This window comes from Streptomyces sp. NBC_01235, assembly GCF_035989285.1.
Classification (GTDB): domain Bacteria; phylum Actinomycetota; class Actinomycetes; order Streptomycetales; family Streptomycetaceae; genus Streptomyces.
Map to the genome: position 1 here is coordinate 4,029,260 of NZ_CP108513.1, position 18,906 is coordinate 4,048,165.

General features: G+C 70.7%; 13 protein-coding genes. 1 reads left to right on the forward strand and 12 read right to left on the reverse strand.

Features of this window, described 5'->3' with window-relative positions; all coding sequences use genetic code 11:
* Window positions 1-4 precede the first annotated feature (4 nt).
* Entirely contained in the window at window positions 5-1,882 is a 1,878-nt protein-coding gene (locus OG289_RS17735; RefSeq protein ID WP_327315000.1) for an AMP-dependent synthetase/ligase, read from the reverse strand.
* Window positions 1,883-2,113: 231 nt separating this feature from the next.
* Window positions 2,114-3,982 (reverse strand): translation elongation factor 4, encoded by a 1,869-nt coding sequence (lepA, locus tag OG289_RS17740; protein WP_327315001.1) that lies wholly within the window; start codon window positions 3,980-3,982, stop codon window positions 2,114-2,116.
* 231 nt (window positions 3,983-4,213) lie between these two features.
* On the opposite strand from lepA, the gene rpsT reads away from it, so the two are divergent.
* The gene (gene rpsT, locus OG289_RS17745) at window positions 4,214-4,480 is read left to right on the forward strand and encodes a 30S ribosomal protein S20 (protein WP_020127768.1); all 267 of its coding nucleotides are present in this window, start codon (window positions 4,214-4,216) and stop codon (window positions 4,478-4,480) included.
* A 381-nt stretch (window positions 4,481-4,861) separates the two neighbouring features.
* Here the strand turns inward: rpsT and OG289_RS17750 are convergent, their stop codons facing one another.
* The 10 genes from OG289_RS17750 to leuS form a co-directional block, all read right to left on the reverse strand.
* On the reverse strand, window positions 4,862-5,257 hold the full coding sequence (locus OG289_RS17750) for a nuclear transport factor 2 family protein (protein ID WP_327315002.1): 396 nt from the start codon (window positions 5,255-5,257) through the stop codon (window positions 4,862-4,864).
* Between the two features lie 272 nt (window positions 5,258-5,529).
* Window positions 5,530-6,519: a DNA polymerase III subunit delta gene (holA, locus tag OG289_RS17755; protein WP_327315003.1), complete on the reverse strand. Its 990-nt coding sequence runs from the start codon at window positions 6,517-6,519 to the stop codon at window positions 5,530-5,532.
* Window positions 6,520-6,570: 51 nt separating this feature from the next.
* Window positions 6,571-6,816, reverse strand: a complete 246-nt coding sequence (locus tag OG289_RS17760) for a hypothetical protein (RefSeq protein WP_327315004.1) — start codon at window positions 6,814-6,816, stop codon at window positions 6,571-6,573.
* A 180-nt stretch (window positions 6,817-6,996) separates the two neighbouring features.
* A complete protein-coding gene (locus OG289_RS17765) occupies window positions 6,997-7,878 on the reverse strand; it encodes a YceI family protein (protein ID WP_327315005.1) in 882 nt (293 codons plus the stop codon).
* Between the two features lie 147 nt (window positions 7,879-8,025).
* On the reverse strand, window positions 8,026-8,907 hold the full coding sequence (locus tag OG289_RS17770) for an arylamine N-acetyltransferase family protein (protein WP_327320717.1): 882 nt from the start codon (window positions 8,905-8,907) through the stop codon (window positions 8,026-8,028).
* A 373-nt stretch (window positions 8,908-9,280) separates the two neighbouring features.
* Window positions 9,281-12,115, reverse strand: coding sequence for a ComEC/Rec2 family competence protein (locus OG289_RS17775; protein WP_442819083.1), 2,835 nt, complete (start codon window positions 12,113-12,115; stop codon window positions 9,281-9,283).
* 263 nt (window positions 12,116-12,378) lie between these two features.
* Complete coding sequence (locus tag OG289_RS49685) at window positions 12,379-13,209, reverse strand: helix-hairpin-helix domain-containing protein (protein WP_442818913.1); 831 nt, start codon at window positions 13,207-13,209, stop codon at window positions 12,379-12,381.
* A gap of 580 nt (window positions 13,210-13,789) precedes the next feature.
* Window positions 13,790-14,635: a DegV family protein gene (locus OG289_RS17785; RefSeq protein ID WP_327315007.1), complete on the reverse strand. Its 846-nt coding sequence runs from the start codon at window positions 14,633-14,635 to the stop codon at window positions 13,790-13,792.
* Between the two features lie 315 nt (window positions 14,636-14,950).
* Window positions 14,951-15,688, reverse strand: coding sequence for a hypothetical protein (locus OG289_RS17790; RefSeq protein ID WP_327315008.1), 738 nt, complete (start codon window positions 15,686-15,688; stop codon window positions 14,951-14,953).
* Window positions 15,689-15,870: 182 nt separating this feature from the next.
* Window positions 15,871-18,756 (reverse strand): leucine--tRNA ligase, encoded by a 2,886-nt coding sequence (gene leuS / locus OG289_RS17795; RefSeq protein WP_327315009.1) that lies wholly within the window; start codon window positions 18,754-18,756, stop codon window positions 15,871-15,873.
* Window positions 18,757-18,906 lie beyond the last annotated feature (150 nt).

The following is an 18,906-nucleotide window of genomic DNA, read 5'->3' on the forward strand; positions in this document are numbered from 1 at the left end:
CGACCTACGCCTCGCGCGCTCCGGCGTACATCTCGTCGATGAGGTGCTTGTACTCCCGCTCCACGACCGGCCGCTTCAGCTTCAGGCTCGGCGTGATCTCACCGTGCTCGACATCGAGGTCCCGGGGCAGCAGCCGGAACTTCTTGATGGTCTGCCAGCGCTGGAGCCCCTCGTTGAGCCGCTTGACGTAGCCGTCGATGAGCTCGACCGTCGCGGGCGCGGCGACGACGTCCGCGTACGACTTCCCGGCCAGCCCGTTCTCCTTCGCCCAGTCGAGGATCGACGGCTCGTCCAGCGCGATCAGCGCGGTGCAGAAGTTCCGGTCGGCGCCGTGCACGAGGATGTTGGAGACGTACGGGCACACCGCCTTGAACTGTCCCTCGACCTCGGCGGGCGCGATGTACTTGCCGCCGGACGTCTTGATGAGGTCCTTCTTGCGGTCGGTGATGCGCAGGTACCCGTCGGGCGAGAGCTCGCCGATGTCGCCGGTGTGGAACCAGCCGTCGGCCTCCAGGACCTCCGCGGTCTTCTCGGGCAGCCCGTGGTAGCCCTCCATGATGCCGGGGCTGCGCAGCAGGATCTCGCCGTCGTCGGCGATCCGCACCTCCGTGCCGGGCAGCGGCTTGCCGACCGTGCCGGTGCGGTAGGCCTCGCCGGGGTTGATGAAGGAGGCGGCGGAGGACTCCGTCAGGCCGTAGCCCTCCAGGATGTGGACGCCGACGCCGGCGAAGAAGTAGCCGATCTCCGGGGAGAGGGCCGCCGACCCGGAGACGCACGCGCGCAGCTTCCCGCCGAACGCCTCGCGGATCTTGGCGTAGACGAGCGCGTCGGCGACCTTGTGCTTCGCGCCCAGCCCGAAGGGGACGGAGGCCGTGCCGGTGCGCCGGAAGTTGTCCTGCGCCTCCTTGGCGTACTCGCGGGCGACCTCGGCGGCCCACTGGAAGATCTTGTACTTGGCCCCGCCGCCCGCGCGGGCCTTGGCGGCGACCCCGTTGTAGACCTTCTCGAAGATGCGCGGCACGGCGGCCATGTACGTCGGCTGGACGATCGGCAGCTGCTCGATGATCTTGTCGACGCGGCCGTCGACGGCGGTGACGTGACCGACCTCGATCTGGCCGGAGGTGAGGACCTTGCCGAAGACGTGCGCCAGCGGCAGCCACAGGTACTGCACGTCCTCGCCGCTGATCAGGCCGGTCGCGGCGATCGCCTTCGCCATGTACGACCAGTTGTCGTGCGGGAGGCGGACGCCCTTGGGACGGCCGGTGGTGCCGGAGGTGTAGATGAGGGTGGCGAGCTGGTCCCGGGCGATCGCGGCGACCCGCTCCTTGATCAGCTCGGCCTCCTTCTCCAGCCGGGCCGCGCCGCGCTTCTCCAGCTCGTCGAGGGTGAGGATCCAGTCCTCCCCGGTGTCGACGCCCGCCGGGTCGATCACGACCACATGGGTGAGGGCGGGCAGCTCGGCGCGCTTTTCGACCGCCTTGGCGACCTGGGCCGCGTCCTCGGCGATCAGGACCTTGCTCTCGGAGTCCGAGAGGATGAACGCCGACTCGTCCACGTTGGTCTGCGGATAGACGGTGGTCGTCGCGGCCCCGGCGCACATGACGCCGAGGTCGGCGAGGATCCACTCGAGCCGGGTTGAGGAGGCGAGCGCGACGCGCTGCTCCGGCTGTACGCCGAGCTCGATGAGGCCGGCCGCGATCGCGTAGACCCGTTCGGCGGCCTGCGCCCAGCTCAGCGACCTCCAGTCGTCGGGGCCCTCGCCGGACGCGGCTGGTACCGGATACCGGTATGCCTCCGCGTCGGGCGTGGCCGCCACGCGCTCCAGGAAGAGGCCCGCGACGGACGGCGGACGGTTCTCGATCAGGGTCTGTGTGTCGCTCACGACATCCTCCGGGGCCCGCGGCGATGCGGCTGGCTCATTGCGGCGTTGTTCGACGCGGCTGTGTTTGGCGCGACTGTTGTTTAACTCGTGAGTAACTACCGAGCAGGGATCAGAGTAGAGGGCGACTGGCCAGCGCGTAAGGGGCCATGGAGGGGCACTTTCCGCTGAGGAACGGCGCGGGGCCCGCCGCGCTGTCGCACGACGGGCCCCGGAGATCGGCGTCCACGGCGGCTATTTCTTGCCCTTGCCGGAGCCCGCGTTGTCGTCGCTGCTCAGGACGGCGATGAAGGCCTCCTGCGGAACCTCCACGGAACCCACCATCTTCATCCGCTTCTTGCCTTCCTTCTGCTTCTCCAGCAGCTTCCGCTTCCGGGAGATGTCACCGCCGTAACACTTGGCGAGGACGTCCTTGCGGATGGCGCGGATGGTCTCGCGGGCGATGACCCGGGAGCCGATGGCCGCCTGGATCGGCACCTCGAAGGCCTGCCGCGGGATGAGCTCGCGCAGCTTCGCGACGAGCCGCACACCGTAGGCGTACGCGGCGTCCTTGTGGGTGATCGCGGAGAAGGCGTCCACCTTGTCGCCGTGCAGCAGGATGTCGACCTTGACCAGGCTGGACGTCTGCTCGCCGGTGGGCTCGTAGTCGAGCGAGGCGTAGCCGCGGGTCTTGGACTTCAGCTGGTCGAAGAAGTCGAAGACGATCTCGGCGAGGGGGAGCGTGTAGCGGATCTCGACGCGGTCCTCGGAGAGGTAGTCCATGCCGAGCAGGACACCGCGCCGGGTCTGGCACAGCTCCATGATCGAGCCGATGAACTCGCTGGGCGCCAGGATGGTGGCGCGCACGACCGGCTCGTACACCTCCGAGATCTTCCCCTCGGGGAACTCGCTCGGGTTGGTGACGACGTGCTCGCTGCCGTCCTCCATCAGCACCCGGTAGACCACGTTCGGCGCGGTGGCGATGAGGTCGAGACCGAACTCGCGCTCCAGCCGCTCACGGATCACGTCGAGGTGCAGCAGGCCGAGGAAGCCGACACGGAAACCGAAGCCGAGGGCGGCGGAGGTCTCCGGCTCGTAGACCAGCGCGGCGTCGTTGAGCTGGAGCTTGTCGAGGGCGTCCCGCAGCTCGGGGTAGTCGGAGCCGTCCAGCGGATACAGGCCCGAGAAGACCATCGGCTTCGGGTCCTTGTAGCCGCCGAGCGCCTCGGTCGCACCCTTGTGCAGGCTGGTGATGGTGTCACCGACCTTGGACTGACGGACGTCCTTCACACCGGTGATGAGATAGCCCACCTCGCCCACGCCGAGGCCGTCGGCCGGGAGCATCTCGGGCGAGTTGGTGCCGATCTCCAGCAGCTCGTGCGTCGCGCCCGTGGACATCATCCGGATCCGCTCGCGCTTGTTCAGCTGCCCGTCGATGACACGGACGTACGTCACGACACCGCGGTAGGAGTCGTAGACCGAGTCGAAGATCATCGCGCGGGCGGGGGCGTCGGCGACACCGACCGGCGCCGGGATCTCCTTGACGACCTTGTCGAGCAGCGCGTCGACGCCGAGACCCGTCTTGGCGGACACCCGCAGCACGTCGTCCGGGTCGCAGCCGACGAGGTTCGCGAGCTCCTCGGCGAACTTCTCGGGCTGCGCGGCCGGCAGGTCGATCTTGTTCAGCACGGGGATGATCGTGAGGTCGTTCTCCATCGCCAGGTAGAGGTTGGCGAGGGTCTGGGCCTCGATGCCCTGGGCGGCGTCGACGAGGAGGACGGTCCCCTCGCAGGCCGCGAGCGACCGCGAGACCTCGTAGGTGAAGTCGACGTGCCCCGGGGTGTCGATCATGTTGAGGATGTGCGTGTTGCTCTTGTCATGGGTGGGAGCCCACGGCAGACGCACCGCCTGGGACTTGATCGTGATGCCGCGCTCGCGCTCGATGTCCATCCGGTCGAGGTACTGAGCACGCATCTGCCGCTGGTCGACCACGCCGGTCAGCTGGAGCATCCGGTCGGCGAGGGTGGACTTGCCGTGGTCGATGTGCGCGATGATGCAGAAATTGCGGATCTGAGCCGGGTCGGTACGGCTCGGCTCGGGCACATTCTTAGGGGTCGCGGGCACGCAGGGTCCTGATTCTTGAGATATCCGCAGGGTCAGCGGCTCGGGTCGGATCGATACGTAGGCTCCATGGTCCCACGGGCGGCGGCCGGGGACCGGTTTGGGCCACTCGCGGGGCCACTGGTAGTCTGGGCAGCTGTGTCTCATGCCCTCTCAGCGCGAGGCACAACCTTCGAAATTCATCGGTACGGGATCTCAGTACGGTCCCGTGCCTGAACCTGCAAAGGCTCATTCGTGGCGAACATCAAGTCCCAGATCAAGCGGATCAAGACCAACGAGAAGGCTCGGCTGCGCAACAAGGCCGTCAAGTCCTCCCTGAAGACCGCGATCCGCAAGGCCCGTGAGGCTGCTGCCGCGGGTGACGTCGAGAAGGCCACCGAGTACCAGCGCGCTGCCGCGCGTCAGCTCGACAAGGCCGTCTCGAAGGGCGTCATCCACAAGAACCAGGCCGCCAACAAGAAGTCGGCGCTTGCTTCCAAGGTCGAGACCCTCAAGGGCTGAACCCCCTATCTGATCTGATCGCCGGAGGGATCCAGAGCGGGCCCTCTCTCATCCGCTCCCGTCCGGCACCCCCGAGCCTGTACGCGGCCTGCGTTCGCCACGCGGGTACGGGCTCACCAGCTTGATCAGCGTGAACCGAAGGCCCCGGCGCCCCGCCCTTCCCCAGGGCGAGGCCGACCGGGGCCTTCGGCATGACGGTGAGGGCTCGGAGGCCCGGTGAAGGCTCAGAGGCCCGGCTAGGGCTCAGAGGCCCGGCTAGGGCTCAGAGGCCCGGCTAGGGCTCAGAGGCCCGGCTAGGGCTCAGAGGCCCGGCTAGGGCTCAGAGGCCCGGCTAGGGCTCAGAGGCCCGGCTAGGGCTCAGAGGCCCGGTGAAGGCTGAGGTCACACCCAGAAGTCGTTGCTCGCGTCGATGTCCTCGATGCACTCGTCGAGGTCACTGATCTTGTCGCCGACGATCCGGAAGACGATGCCCCCGTTCTCCTCGATGTGCTTGCCGTTGCGGTCGGCGGAGATGCGGTGCATGGAGACGGCGTGCCCCCGGCCGTCGACGAGTACCGTGCGCAGATCGACGCGCAACGTCCCGCCCGTCTCCGAGAAGAGACGGCCGTACATGTCCATGATCGCGTCGCGGCCCTTGAAGTCCCCCGAGAGCGGGTGGGAACCGGGCACGTGATGCGTACAGTCCCCCGTCATCATCCCACTCAGGGTGTCCAGGTCTCCGTTCGTGAAGGCGTCGTATCCCTTGCGGACGAGCATTGCGTGCGGGTGTTCAGCCATGTCGATCGCCACCTTTCGCATGCGTAGGCGATGTGCGGCCGGTACGTCCGATTCTCCTCCCCGGCGGGAGAACGGCTACTGGATCACCCCTCGGGGGAATCCGGGGGATCCGCGGAGATCCAGGGGATCCGGGGGATCCGGGGGATCCGCGGAGATCCAGGGGATCCAGGGGATCCGCGGAGATCCAGGGGATCCAGGGGATCCGCGGAGATCGGGGGGATCGGGGGGATCGGGGGGATCCGGGCGGATCCGGGAAGGGCGGCTACCCGTGGCTACCCGCGGCCACCGGAGCGAGCCGCACGCGCGATCGCCACGACGGCTTTCTCCAGGGCGTACTCGGGATCGTCACCCCCGCCCTTCACTCCCGCGTCCGCCTCGGCCACCGCCCGCAACGCGACGGACACCCCGTCCGGTGTCCACCCCCGCATCTGCTGCCGCACCCGGTCGATCTTCCACGGCGGCATGCCCAGCTCCCGCGCGAGGTCGGCCGGCCGGCCGCCGCGCGCGGAGGACAGCTTGCCGATGGCCCGTACGCCCTGGGCGAGCGCGCTGGTGATCAGCACGGGCGCGACCCCGGTGGCCAGCGACCAGCGCAGCGCCTCCAGCGCCTCCGCGGCGCGCCCCTCCACCGCCCGGTCGGCGACGGTGAAGCTCGATGCCTCGGCCCGCCCGGTGTAGTACCGGCCGACGACGGCCTCGTCGATGGTCCCCTCGACATCGGCCACCAGCTGGGACACGGCCGACGCCAGCTCGCGCAGATCGCTGCCGAGGGCGTCGACGAGCGCCTGGCAGGCCTCGGGCGTCGCGGACCGACCGGTCGCCCGGAACTCCTGTCTCACGAAGGCCAGCCGATCGGCCGGCTTGGTCATCTTCGGGCAGGCCACCTCGCGCGCCCCCGCCTTGCGCGCGGCGTCCAGCAGCGCCTTGCCCTTGGCCTGCCCCGCGTGCAGCAGCACGAGGGTGATCTCCTCAGCGGGCGCCCCGAGGTACGCCTTGACGTCCTTGATCGTGTCGGCGGACAGGTCCTGCGCGTTGCGTACGACCACGACCTTGCGCTCCGCGAAGAGCGACGGGCTGGTCAGCTCGGCGAGGGTGCCGGGCTGTAGCTGGTCCGAGGTCAGGTCACGTACGTCCGTGTCGGCGTCGGCGGCCCGGGCGGCGGCCACCACCTCCTGCACGGCACGGTCGAGCAGGAGGTCCTCCTGGCCCACGGCAAGCGTCACCGGGGCGAGAGGGTCGTCATTCGCAGTCTTCCTGGCCATTGCGACAAGCATGGCACGGGCCACTGACAACGCGGCCCGCGAGCGGCTCCCCTACGGCTCCTCCCGCCAGCCCTCCCACTCGCCGGCGAACGCGTCCAGCTCCCCCGCGTCCAGCCGCCCGTCCTCGTCCCGCAGCACGACCAACCACTGCGCGTCCTCCGCGTCGTCCTCCCCGGCCAGCGCGTCCCGGACGATCTGCGGCTCCTCGCGCACGCCGAAACGCTCGGCGAGCTCCTGGGCCGCCTCCTCCGCGGCATCGCGATCGGGCAGCACCAGCACATGTCTCACATCACTCACGCAGCCATTTTCCGGCACGCATGAAGGGGGCGGAGCAACGGCCGTGTCGGCGCACAGGGGGCAGGCCGACAGACGGGGCGAACGCACAGGTGAGGCGAGCGCACAGGTGAGCAGGTGAGCAGGTGAGCAGGCTGACAGGGGGGTAGGGGGCAGGTGGGCAGAGCGGCAGGCGTCCGCAGGTCAGCCCTTGGGGACGATCTGCACGTCCAGCTCGATACGAATGCTGGGGCCGACCACCGCGATACCCCGCGCCAGCATCGACTGCCAGCTGACGGTGAAGTCGTCCCGGTGCAGCTCGGTCCGCGCCCGGCAGGCCGCCCGCACCTCGCCGCCCATGCCGTTGCCGAGCCCGAGATACTCCGTGTCCAGCGTGACCGTCCGCGTCACACCGTGCAGCGACAGCGCGCCGGTGACGGCCCACCGGCTGCCGCCCCTGTGCACGAACCGCTCGCTGTAGAACTCCAGCGTCGGAAACCGCTCGACGTCCAGGAAGTCCGCGGACCGCAGATGGTCGTCCCGCATCCTGACGTTCGTGTCGATGGACGACGCGTCGATCACCACGTGCATCGCCGACTGCTCCACCCGCTCGGCGATCCGCACCGCCCCCGCGAACGAGTTGAACCGCCCGTGGATCCGGGCGAGTCCGATGTGCCGCGCGGTGAACCCGATCGACGAATGCGTCGCCTCGAGCTCCCAGTCCCCCGGCGCCGGCAACTCCGGCGGCCGCGCGACCTGGAGCGTCACATCACCGAGCGAGGACAGCGCGTTCTCCCCGACCGTCGCGCTCGCCCGGTAGGGCGTGTACCCCTCGGCGGACACCGCGAGCCGGTACTCCCCCGCCGGCACCGTCGTCATGAACGCCCCGAAAGGATCCATGCCGCCGCTGACGACCTTGCGCCCCATCGCGTCGCTCACCGCGAACTCCGCATGTGGCACCGGCTCGTTGACCGGATCGAGCACCCGGCAGCTCAGCACTCCGGCGTTCGCCGGGGTGTGGACCGCGGCGAGAGGACTCGTCCGCTGCATCCGGTTCGTACGGTTTCCCAGCCAACGGCCGAACATCCACGACACCTCTGCGCGACTTGGCATCACTTGTTGTCGAAGAAGCATTCGATCACTGATGTGGCTTTCGAGGCAAGACAAGCCCACATCACGGGAAACCAGCACATGTGCTGGTACTACGCACGAGTAGCCCCGTGTGACCGGAATCTACCGCTCCGATGGCCGGCCCCGGTCCGTCGCCCGGTCTGCCACCCGATGCACCGTCCGTTCCGCGGTCTGTTCCGTGTTCCGTTCCGCGGTCCGATCCGTAGTCCGATCCGCGGTCCGCACCGTCGGCACCCGCTCCAACTGGATCCCGAACGTATGCCAATACACCCCCAACACCTCATCGTCGCCCGCCAGTTCCCTCTCCTCGCTCTCACCGTCGCCGGACGTCACCTTCAACCGGTGTCCGCTGAGCGTGATCCGTCCTCCGTCCTCCGTGACCCGTGAACAGATCAGCGACCGCGTGAAGTGCGATTCCGGAGAGGTGCTGTGCCACCAGGCCCCCGCCGCGAAGTCACCCAGCACCCGGGGCCGCACCTCCAGTCGGTACACACGTGCACCGTTCCGCACGACGTCCAGGTCCCCCACCTCCGCCTCCCGGACAGCCCCCGCCACCCGGCCTCCCGCTCCCTTCACCCCGGCCGGGTCCGACCCGGCCTCGTCGATCCGGAACACCCCACCGGGGTCCTCCTGTTCACCCCCGCGCTCCCAGCGGAGCGGGTAGTGGCTGTGCGCCCCGAACCCGACATCGGCCAGCCACTCCCCCGCGTCCACCGTCCCCACCAACAGCGCGAGATGGTCGTACGGAATCCCGAGCCGCCCCTCCTCTCCGTACACCCGGCCCGCCAGCAATGTGACCTCGAACCCCAGCCCCGCGAGCAGCGCCCCGAACGCCCCGTTCAGCTCGTAACAGAACCCTCCCCTCCGCGCCCCGACCACCTTCTCGACCAGCCGCCTCTCTTCCAGCACGATCTCCTCCCCAAGATGAACCGACAGATTCTCGAAGGGCACGACCCGCAGATGCCGAAGGTGCAGATCCCGCAGGAGATCGACGGTGGGGGCGAGAGTGCTGGCGGGGGTGGTACCAGGGGCGGGGACGCCGGCGGAGGCCGCTCCGGTGGCGGTCGCGGTTGCGGAGGCCGCGCCGGTGGCGGTCGCGGTGCCGGTGGCGGTTTCCGCTGGCCACGCCGGGGGCTCTAGACCGAGGCGGCGCAGGTAGGCGTCGATCAGTCGGGCGTCGAGTGGAGCGGCGTGAAGCGGATGGGCATGGCGCGGAGAAGCATGGTGCGAAGGGGCATGGTGCGAAGGGGCAGGGTGCGAAGGGGCGTCGAGCTGGGAGGCTCCGGGTGGAGAGGTGTCGAGCCGTGCGGCGGGTCTCCGGGGCGGCCGGCCTTCGGCCTGGTCAGGATTCATGCCCTCAGTCTCGCGCCACTCGCATCTCCCCGCCCGCGCCCGCGACAACCGCCAGCGCACCGTCGCGGTCCGTCCGCAGCACCACCGCGCCTCCCGCGCGCAGCGCCGCGACCGTGCTGGGTGCCGGATGCCCGTACGGGTTGTCCGCGCCGCACGAGATCAGCGCCAGCCGCGGTGCAACGGCGCGTATGAGGCCCGGGTCCTGGTAGGCCGAGCCATGATGGGCCACCTTGAGCACGTCCACTCCGTGCAGCGACGCGGCCGCCGGGGAACGCAACAGAGCCTGCTGGGCCGGGGGTTCGAGGTCGCCGAGCAGCAGCATGCGCAGCCCGGCCGACCGCACCAGCAGTGTCACGCTCGCGTCGTTCGGCCCGTCCGGTTCCGGCGCCGGGCGCGGCGGTGGCCACAGCACCTCCCAGTCGAGCGCGCCGAGCCGCCGCCGCTCTCCGGCCACCGCCCGCATCAGGGGAACGTCCCGCGCCTCCGCCTCCTTCCGTACGAACTCCACCTGGTCCACGGGCTCCTCGAACCCCGTCGTCTCGATAGCCCCCACCGCCCGGCCCCGCAGCACCCCGGGCAGTCCGGCCACGTGGTCGGCATGGAAGTGGGTGAGCACTACGAGTGGCACCCGGGTGATACCGAGCGTGCGCAGGCAGCGGTCGACCAGCGTCGGATCCGGCCCGGCGTCCACCACCACACCGGCTCCCTCGCCCGCCGCGAGAACGGTCGCGTCGCCCTGTCCCACGTCGCACATCGCCAGCCGCCAGCCCGGCGGCGGCCAGCCCGTGATCACCCGGGTCAACGGCGGCGGTTGCACCACCACCAGCAGGAGCAGCACTCCGCAGACCCCGCACAGCCACGGATGCCGCGACAGCCGCCGCCCGAGCATCACCACCCCGGCCGTGACAAGGGCGAGCAACAGCGCCCCACCCCAACTCCCGGGCCAGTCCACTCCCCCGCCGGGCAGCGCCGCCCCGGTCCGCGCCACGCCCGCGATCCATCCAGCCGGCCAACTCGCGCACCATGCCAGCGCCTTGGCCACCGGCATCGCCACGGGCGCCGTCGCCAGCACCGCGAAGCCCAGCACCGTCGCCGGCGCGACCGCGAACTCCACGAGGAGATTGCAGGGCACCGCCACCAGACTCACCCGCGCCGACAGCACAGCGACGACCGGCGCACACAGGGCCTGCGCGGCTCCCGCGGCCGCCAGCGCCTCCGCGAGCCGCGAGGGCACCCGGCGCCGTCGCAGCGCGGCACTCCAGCGCGGGGCCAGCGTCAGCAAGGCACCGGTGGCCAGGACGGACAGCAGGAACCCGTAACTCCGCGCCAGCCACGGGTCGTACAGCACCAGCAGCAGCACCGCTGTCGCCAGCGCCGGGATGAGGGATCTGCGGCGGCCGGTCGCCAGGGCGAGCAGCACGATCGCTCCGCAGGCCGCGGCGCGCAGCACACTCGGGTCGGGCCGGCACACGACCACGAAGCCGAGCGTGAGCGCTCCGCCGAGCAGCGCGGTCGCTCGCAGCGGGACTCCGAGGCGCGGCGCCAGGCCGCGGCGCTCGACATGCTGGGCCAGGCCGGGCGGGCCCAGGAGCAGGGCGAGGATGATCGTGAGGTTGCTGCCGGAAACGGCGAGGGTGTGTGCCAGATCCGTCTCCTTGAAGGCCTCGTCCAGTTCGGGCGTGATCCGCGAGGTGTCCCCGACGACCAGCCCCGGCAGCAACGCCCTGGCGTCCTCGGGCAGTCCGTCGGTGGCCGCCCGCAGTCCCGCCCGCAACCGCCCCGCCAACCGCTGAGCAGCCGACGGTTCCCGCACCACCGACGGCACCGCACCATCCCGCACCCGCAGCACGGCCGCGATCCGGTCCCCGCCGGCCAACGCGGGTGCCAACCGCCCGGTCACCCGCACCCGAGTGGACGGCAACAGCCCAAGCCACGGCGCCGCCCCAGGCCTCGCCCCGGAACCCCGCCCGCCACCGGACACGTCCCGGCCACCGAAATCCGCAGGCCCACGACCGAAAACCTGACGGCCCTCGGGCTCTGCACGGGCGGCGAGTGGGAGTCCACCGGTGGTGGAACTGCCCTCACCCCCGGGCACATCCCGCCCCCCGGATTCCGCGCGGCCGCCTCCACCCACCTCCCGGCCTCCGGACTCCGCCCGCCCGCCTCCAGACACCCCCCAGCCCCCGGACTCCGCACGCCCGCCTCCAGACACCCCCCAGCCTCCAGACACCCCCCAGCCTCCGGACTCCCCCCGCCCGCCTCCTGACACCCCCCAGCCCCGGGCCTCCACACGCCCGCCTCCCGGCGGCTCCCGCCCGTCGAGCGCCGCGCGCGGCCCACCCGTGGCCCAGCCCGACCCGACGTCCACGACGACCAGCACCGGGGCCCGCGTCGCCACCGCCGCCCGGGCCACTCCTTCGACGCTGCGCACCTCCGCGTTGATCAGGACGGAGTCCGGGGTCACGTGGTCCCCTCTGACCCGGGGCCGGGTGAGCCGCGGGTCGGAGGTGATCTCCACCTCGGCGGTGACGGTGGCGTACTCCCGCGCCAACGCCGGTACCGGCCCCCGGCGCAGATCGGCCCCGTGCAGCCCGGCCGACGCGGCAGCCGCGGCCACGCAGAGCAGTGAGGCGGCGACGGTGACACGGGGCCAGACCTTCCGACCGCCAACAGCCCGAACGCCGGGCGGCCGATGACCGCCCGCGCCACGACTCCCGCCATGACCTGCCCCATGCCCTGCCCCACCCCTCGCGGCCCAGCGTGCGCCGCGCCTCACGGCCCACCCTGCGTCGCACCCCGCGCCACGCCGCCCCACGATCAGAAGAGCACCGGCAGCCATCAGACAGACGATCACGACGCCGATCACCACCCCCGGCGGCGCGTCCAACGTCAGCGCAGCCGTCGCCCAGGCCGCGAGGGCGGGTGGTACGAGCCGTAGATCCACCGGCCCTTCCTGACGCGGGTTGGCATCGCCCAGTCGCCTCCCGGAAGCTGCGTGCACGGCCTGGCGAGTGCGGGAGCGGGGGACGGCCCGAACGCCGATGACCTCGGCGTCTTCCTTCTCCCCGGCTCCGGACGCCGTGCCCGCGGCGTGTTCGCTCCTCATGGCCGCACGAGATTCCGCAGGTCGGCGAAGCGACGCTCACCGATGCCGTTGACCTCGCGCAGTTCGTCCACCGACCGGAAACCGCCGTGCCGTGTGCGGTAGTCGATGATGTGCTGCGCCAACACGGGTCCCACGCCGGGGAGGGTGTCGAGTTGATCCACGGTGGCCGTGTTGAGGGAGACGGGAACCGCGGGACCCACTCCCATGCCGGCACCGGCGGACCCCGCTGTCCCTGTCCCCGCCCCCGCCCCTCCGGCAGCCCCGGCCGGCGCGGGACCGCCGACGACGACCTGCTCGCCGTCCACGAGGAAGCGGGCGCGGTTGAGACCGTCGGTGTTGGTGCCCGGTCGCACTCCACCGGCCGCGCCCAACGCGTCGACCACCCGTGAACCGGCCGGGAGTCGGTGGATCCCGGGCTTCCTCACCTTGCCGCTGACGTCCACCACGATCTCGGCCCCGGCCGTACTCCCCGCACCCGGCGGGCCTACGGAAGCGGCGAGATCGGCAGCCGGTTTCTGCTCACCTGCCTCATAAGGGGCGGCGGCCCGCACCACCTCCGGGGCCCGTACCGGCTGGGCCCGGCCGACCCAGAAGTGCTGCACGGCGAAAGCGGCGGCCGCGACCAGCAGCACCGTGAGCGCGAGCACGCTCCTGCGTTCCAGGCCGCAACGCGCCTGCAACCACACCGGCATCCGCTCCCGCAGGGCCAGCCCTGCCCGCTCCGGCCAGGCCCCAGCGGCATGAGGGGGCGCCCCCTCACCAGCGTCGAGGCCTCGGTCGCGGTCGCGGTCCACGTCGGCATACCGCTCGCCCTCACCCCAGGGCACACCGACTTCTCTCGCATCCCGCATATCCCGCAATTCCCGCGCATCCGACGCCTTCAGAGCACTCGGCCCACCCGGCGCACCCAATGTCCCCGGCGCCTCCGACGCTTCCGCCCTTTCCGATGCTTCACACCCACCCGCCGCTCCACCAAGGACGCCACCATCGGAACCCGCACCCGCACCCAAACCCACACCGGCATCGGCATCGGCATTGGCATCCGCCCCCGCACGCGAATCCACGTCCCCACCGCCCCTACCAGGCGGCCCCATCCCCGACTCCCCCCGCTCCCGGGCCCGTTCGGCGAACAACACCTGCGCCCGACGGCGGTTCTCCTCCGCCGAGGCATGACGGTGTCCGGTCCGGCCGCCGCCAGGTGGACGGAGACGGTGCGAGCGGCCGTCGGAGCCGGGGGCCCGACCCGGACCACTGGTCGCGTTCGTGTTGTGTGAGCGTGATCGAAGTGCCATGCGACGAGGATCGGACACTTCACCGAACCGCGATGATCTTGCTCAATTTCCGGGGATAATCACCCAGTTGTGGATAACTCCACCACTCACACGAGTGAGGGAAGCCCGTAAGCCCTCAGCGCGGTGAGACCACGACGCCCAGCAGTCCCGGCCCGGTATGCGCCCCGATCACCGCACCGACCTCACTCACGTGCAGATCGGCGAGCCCGGGCACGCGTGACCGCAGACGGTCCGCAAGAGCGGACGCCCGGTCGGGAGCGGCGAGATGGTGCACGGCGATGTCGACCGGCGCGCTGCCCGCACGGTCGGCCACGAGCTCCTCCAGGCGGGCGATCGCCTTCGACGCCGTCCGCACCTTCTCCAGGAGATCGATACGTCCCCCGTCCAGCTGGAGCAGCGGCTTCACCGCGAGCGCCGAGCCCAACAGGGCCTGGGCAGCACCGATCCGGCCGCCACGGCGCAGGTAGTCCAGGGTGTCGACGTAGAAATAGGCGGAGGTGCCGGCGGCCCGCTTCTCCGCCGCGGTGACCGCCTCGTCGACCGTGCCACCCGCCTCGGCGACCTCGGCCGCCGCCAGCGCGCAGAAGCCGAGCGCCATCGCGACCATGCCGGTGTCCACCACCCGCACCGGCACCGGTGCCTCACGCGCCGCGACGACCGCCGCGTCGTAGGTGCCGGACAACTCGGCGGAGAGGTGGAGGGAGACGATGCCGGTGGCGCCGGCCTCGGCGACTCTGCGGTACGTCTCGGCGAAGAGCTGGGGGCTGGGGCGCGAGGTGGTGACGGGGCGTCGCTTCTGCAGCGCCTGAGCGAGGGAGCGGGTCGAGATCTCGTTGCCCTCTTCAAGAGCCTGGTCGCCGAGGACGACGGTCAGGGGCACCGCGGTGATGCCGTGACGCTCCATCGTCCGCTGCGGCAGGTAGGCCGTTGAATCCGTGACGATCGCGACATGGCGGGACATGACCTGGAGGTTACCTGGCGTAGCCCCCGTGCGGCAGCCCGGCCCCTCGCAGCCGCCCCGGCCTTGACCGAATCAAGTGCCACCGTCAACCAGCACCTGACCCGGCCCCCATCACGCACCGAACCGGTACCTCTCCAAAGACCACGTCGACTACACCCGAACCGGGACCCCACCGGTAACCGCATCCACCGGGACCCCACCGGGCCGAGCGCCACGGTGATCAACTCGACAGCGCCCGAACCCTGACCTCGTCAGAGACCGCCTCGACCCGCCCGCACCCGGGCTCACCAAAGACAGTAGCGACGCCGCCCCGCGTCAGGTGGTGCTCTCGGGGCGCGGCTTCTTCTGCCACGGGTAGGTGGGGCGCGGTCCCGGTGGGGTGATGGCGGACCGGGTCGGCTCCTCCGGGGCGCCTGCGCCGGGGGTCTCAGGCCAGGTCTGTCCTGCCGCCGCGCTGTCGGCGGCCGGTGCCTCGGGCCACGGGGGCGGCGGTGTCCGGGTGGAGTCCGATGTGGTCCAGTGCCGCAGGGCGCCGGCCTCGACGTCTATCTGCGCGCTGAGGGTGTCGAGGTCGTCGTCCGCGAAGCGGCGGGCGCGGTCCCGGGCCGCCCAGCGCAGCGAGTCCGCCGATCCCGTGATGCGCTCGGTGCGCTCCCGCAGTGAGGGCAGCCGCCCGGCGAGCGTCGACCGGTCCGGCTCGGACTCCAGGCGCTTGAGCTCGTCGTCCAGTTCGTACCCGTGTGCACTGAGCCTCTGGAACAGGTCGAGGGACTCCTTGAGGGACTCGTCCTCGGCGACGCCCGCGTGCAGCGCGTCCTGCGTGGCCCGCATCGACGTGCGCAGCTTGAGCCGCAGCTGGGCGATCTCGCCGGCCGGTCCGAGCTGGGCGAAGGACTTGGCCCGCAGGGTGTGGTCCTCGACCGTGCGGCGGGCCTGGGTGATGGTGCGGTCGACGCCTCGCTTGGCGGCGCCGATCACCTTCACCGTGGCGTAGGCGCCGAGCGCCAGGAAGAGCACGAAGAGCAGGGCGACGACTGTGATCACTGCTTCCACCAGCTCCTCCTCCGGCCTGCCACGACACATCCGGCGCCACACATGGCGCGCCGCACTTCAAACCGTAAACGACGCGGGCAGGTTCGGAGTTCCAGAAGAACCCCGAACCTGCCCGTAGGGGACTACCCGGAGCCGTACTCACGGCCCGCGATGGTCACGCCCCGTGACGGTCCCGGTGCTGCTCACGCCGGAACGATGTTCACCAGCTTCGGTGCCCGCACGATCACCTTGCGGATACCGGCCCCGCCCAGCGCGGTCACCACAGCCTCGTCGGCCAGCGCCACCTTCTCCAGTTCCTCGTCGGAGATGGCCGGGGACACCTCCAGGCGCGCCTTGACCTTGCCCTTGATCTGCACGACGCAGGTCACGCTCTCGTCCACGACGTACGCCGGGTCGGCGACCGGCAGGTCCTGGTGGACGACCGAGTCGGTGTGGCCCAGGCGGCGCCACAGCTCCTCGGCAATGTGCGGGGCCAGCGGGGCGACCAGCAGCACCAGGGCCTCGGCGACGGAGCGCGTCAGCGCGTCGCCCGCCTTGGTCAGGTGGTTGTTCAGCTCGGTGATCTTGGCGATGGCGGTGTTGAAGCGCAGGCCCTCCAGGTCCTGGCGCACCCCGTCGATCGCCTTGTGCAGGGCCCGCAGGGTGTCCTCGCCGGGCTCGGTGTCGACAACGGTCACCTCGCCGGTCGTCTCGTCGACGACGTTGCGCCACAGCCGCTGCAGCAGCCGGTACTGGCCCACCACCGCGCGCGTGTCCCACGGGCGCGAGACGTCCAGCGGGCCCATCGCCATCTCGTACAGGCGCAGGGTGTCGGCGCCGTACTCGGCGCAGATCGCCTCCGGGGTGACCGCGTTCTTCAGGGACTTGCCCATCTTGCCCAACAGACGGGAGACCTTCTCGCCCTGGTAGAAGTACGCGCCGTCGCGCTCCTCCACCTCGGCGGCCGGCACCGGGAAGCCGCGGCTGTCACGGTAGACGTAGGCCTGGATCATGCCCTGGTTGAACAGCTTGTGGAACGGCTCCGCGGAGGAGACGTGCCCCAGGTCGAACAGGACCTTGGACCAGAAGCGCGCGTACAGCAGGTGCAGCACGGCGTGCTCGGCGCCGCCGACGTACAGGTCGACACCGCCGTGCGTCTGGCCCTCGCGGGGGCCCATCCAGTACTGCTCGATCTCCGGGTCGACCAGCTTCTCGCTGTTGTGCGGGTCCAGGTAGCGCAGCTCGTACCAGCAGGAACCGGCCCAGTTGGGCATGGTGTTGGTCTCGCGGCGGTACTTCTGCGGACCGCGGCCGTCGCCCAGGTCCAGGGTGACGTCGACCCAGGCCTCGTTGCGGGACAGCGGCGTCTCCGGGGACGTGTTCGCGTCGTCCGGGTCGAAGGTGCGCGGCGAGTAGTCCTCGACCTCCGGCAGCTCCAGGGGCAGCATCGACTCGGGCAGCGAGTGCGCGATGCCGTCCTCGTCGTAGACGATCGGGAAGGGCTCACCCCAGTAGCGCTGGCGGCTGAACAGCCAGTCGCGCAGGCGGAAGTTGACGGTGCCCTCGCCGATTCCCTTGCGCTCCAACCACTCCGTGATGCGCGCCTTGGCGTCGACGACGCCCAGGCCGTCCAGGGAGATCTCCTCGTTGGAGGAGGCGATGATCTTCGCGTCGTACGACGCGAAGGCGTTCTCCCAGGTCGACGTGTCGGTTCCGCGGCCGTCGGTCGGCTCGACGATGCAGCGGATCGGCAGCTCGAAGGCGCGCGCGAACTCGAAGTCGCGCTGGTCGCCCGCCGGGACGGCCATGATCGCGCCGGTGCCGTAGCCCATCAGGACGTAGTCGGCGATGAAGACGGGGACCCGCTCGCCGTTGACCGGGTTGATCGCGTACACACCGGTGAAGACGCCGGTCTTGTCCTTGGCCTCGGCCTGGCGCTCCACGTCGGACTTCGAGGCGGCCTGCGCGCGGTAGGCGGCGACGGCCTCGGCCGGGGTCGCGTGACCGCCGGTCCAGACGTCGTGCGTGCCCTCGGGCCAGGTGTCCGGGGTGAACTTGTCGACCAACGGGTGCTCGGGCGCCAGCACCATGTAGGTCGCACCGAACAGGGTGTCCGGGCGCGTGGTGAAGACCGTGATGCGCTCGCCGTCCACGGGGAAGTCGACGCGGGCGCCCTCGGAGCGACCGATCCAGTTGCGCTGCTGCAGCTTGATGGCCTCGGGCCAGTCCAGCGCGTCCAGGTCGTCCAGCAGCCGGTCGGCGTAGGCCGTGATGCGCATGTTCCACTGGCGCAGCTTGGCCTTGAAGACGGGGAAGTTACCGCGCTCGGAGCGGCCGTCGGCGGTGACCTCCTCGTTGGCCAGCACGGTGCCCAGGCCGGGGCACCAGTTGACCGGCGCGTCGGAGGCGTAGGCCAGGCGGTACTCGCTCAGGACGTCGGCGCGCTCGACGGCGGTCAGCTCGCTCCACGCACGCGTGTCGCCCGGGACGGCACGCTCACCGGACTCGAACCGGGCGATCAGCTCGGAGATCGGGCGGGCCTTGTTCGCCTGGTCGTCGTACCAGGAGTTGAAGATCTGGAGGAAGATCCACTGGGTCCACTTGTAGTAGTCCGGGTCGATCGTGGCGAACGACCGGCGCTTGTCGTGGCCCAGGCCCAGCTGGCGCAGCTGGGACTTCATGTTGTTGATGGCCGCTTCGGTGGTGATCCGGGGGTGCTCGCCGGTCTGCACGGCGTGTTGCTCGGCGGGCAGGCCGAAGGCGTCGAAGCCCAGGGTGTGCAGGACGTTGTGGCCGGTCATGCGCTGGAAGCGCGCGAAGACGTCGGTCGCGATGTAGCCCAGGGGGTGGCCGACGTGCAGGCCCGCACCGGAGGGATACGGGAACATGTCCATGATGAACTTCTTGGGCCGGGCGACCAGCTCGGCGTCACCGGCCAGGTCGCCCTTCGGGTTCGGCGCGGCGTACGTGCCCTCGGCGTCCCAGAAGTCCTGCCAGCGTGCTTCGATCTCGGCGGCCATGGCTGCCGTGTAGCGGTGCGGCGCGGCCTCCGCCGGGACAGCGGCGGCAGCGGGGTTCGTCTCGCTCATGGTCCTCAAAGCTCCATCGATCGTCTCTGCCAGCGGCATGTCGTCCAGGAAACGAAAAATCCCCTCGCACAGGAGGGGACGCCGCGCCGATTCCGAACCGTCCGTTCACCGGCGGTCGGGACTGATCAGCGCGGCTCGCTAAGCAGAAGG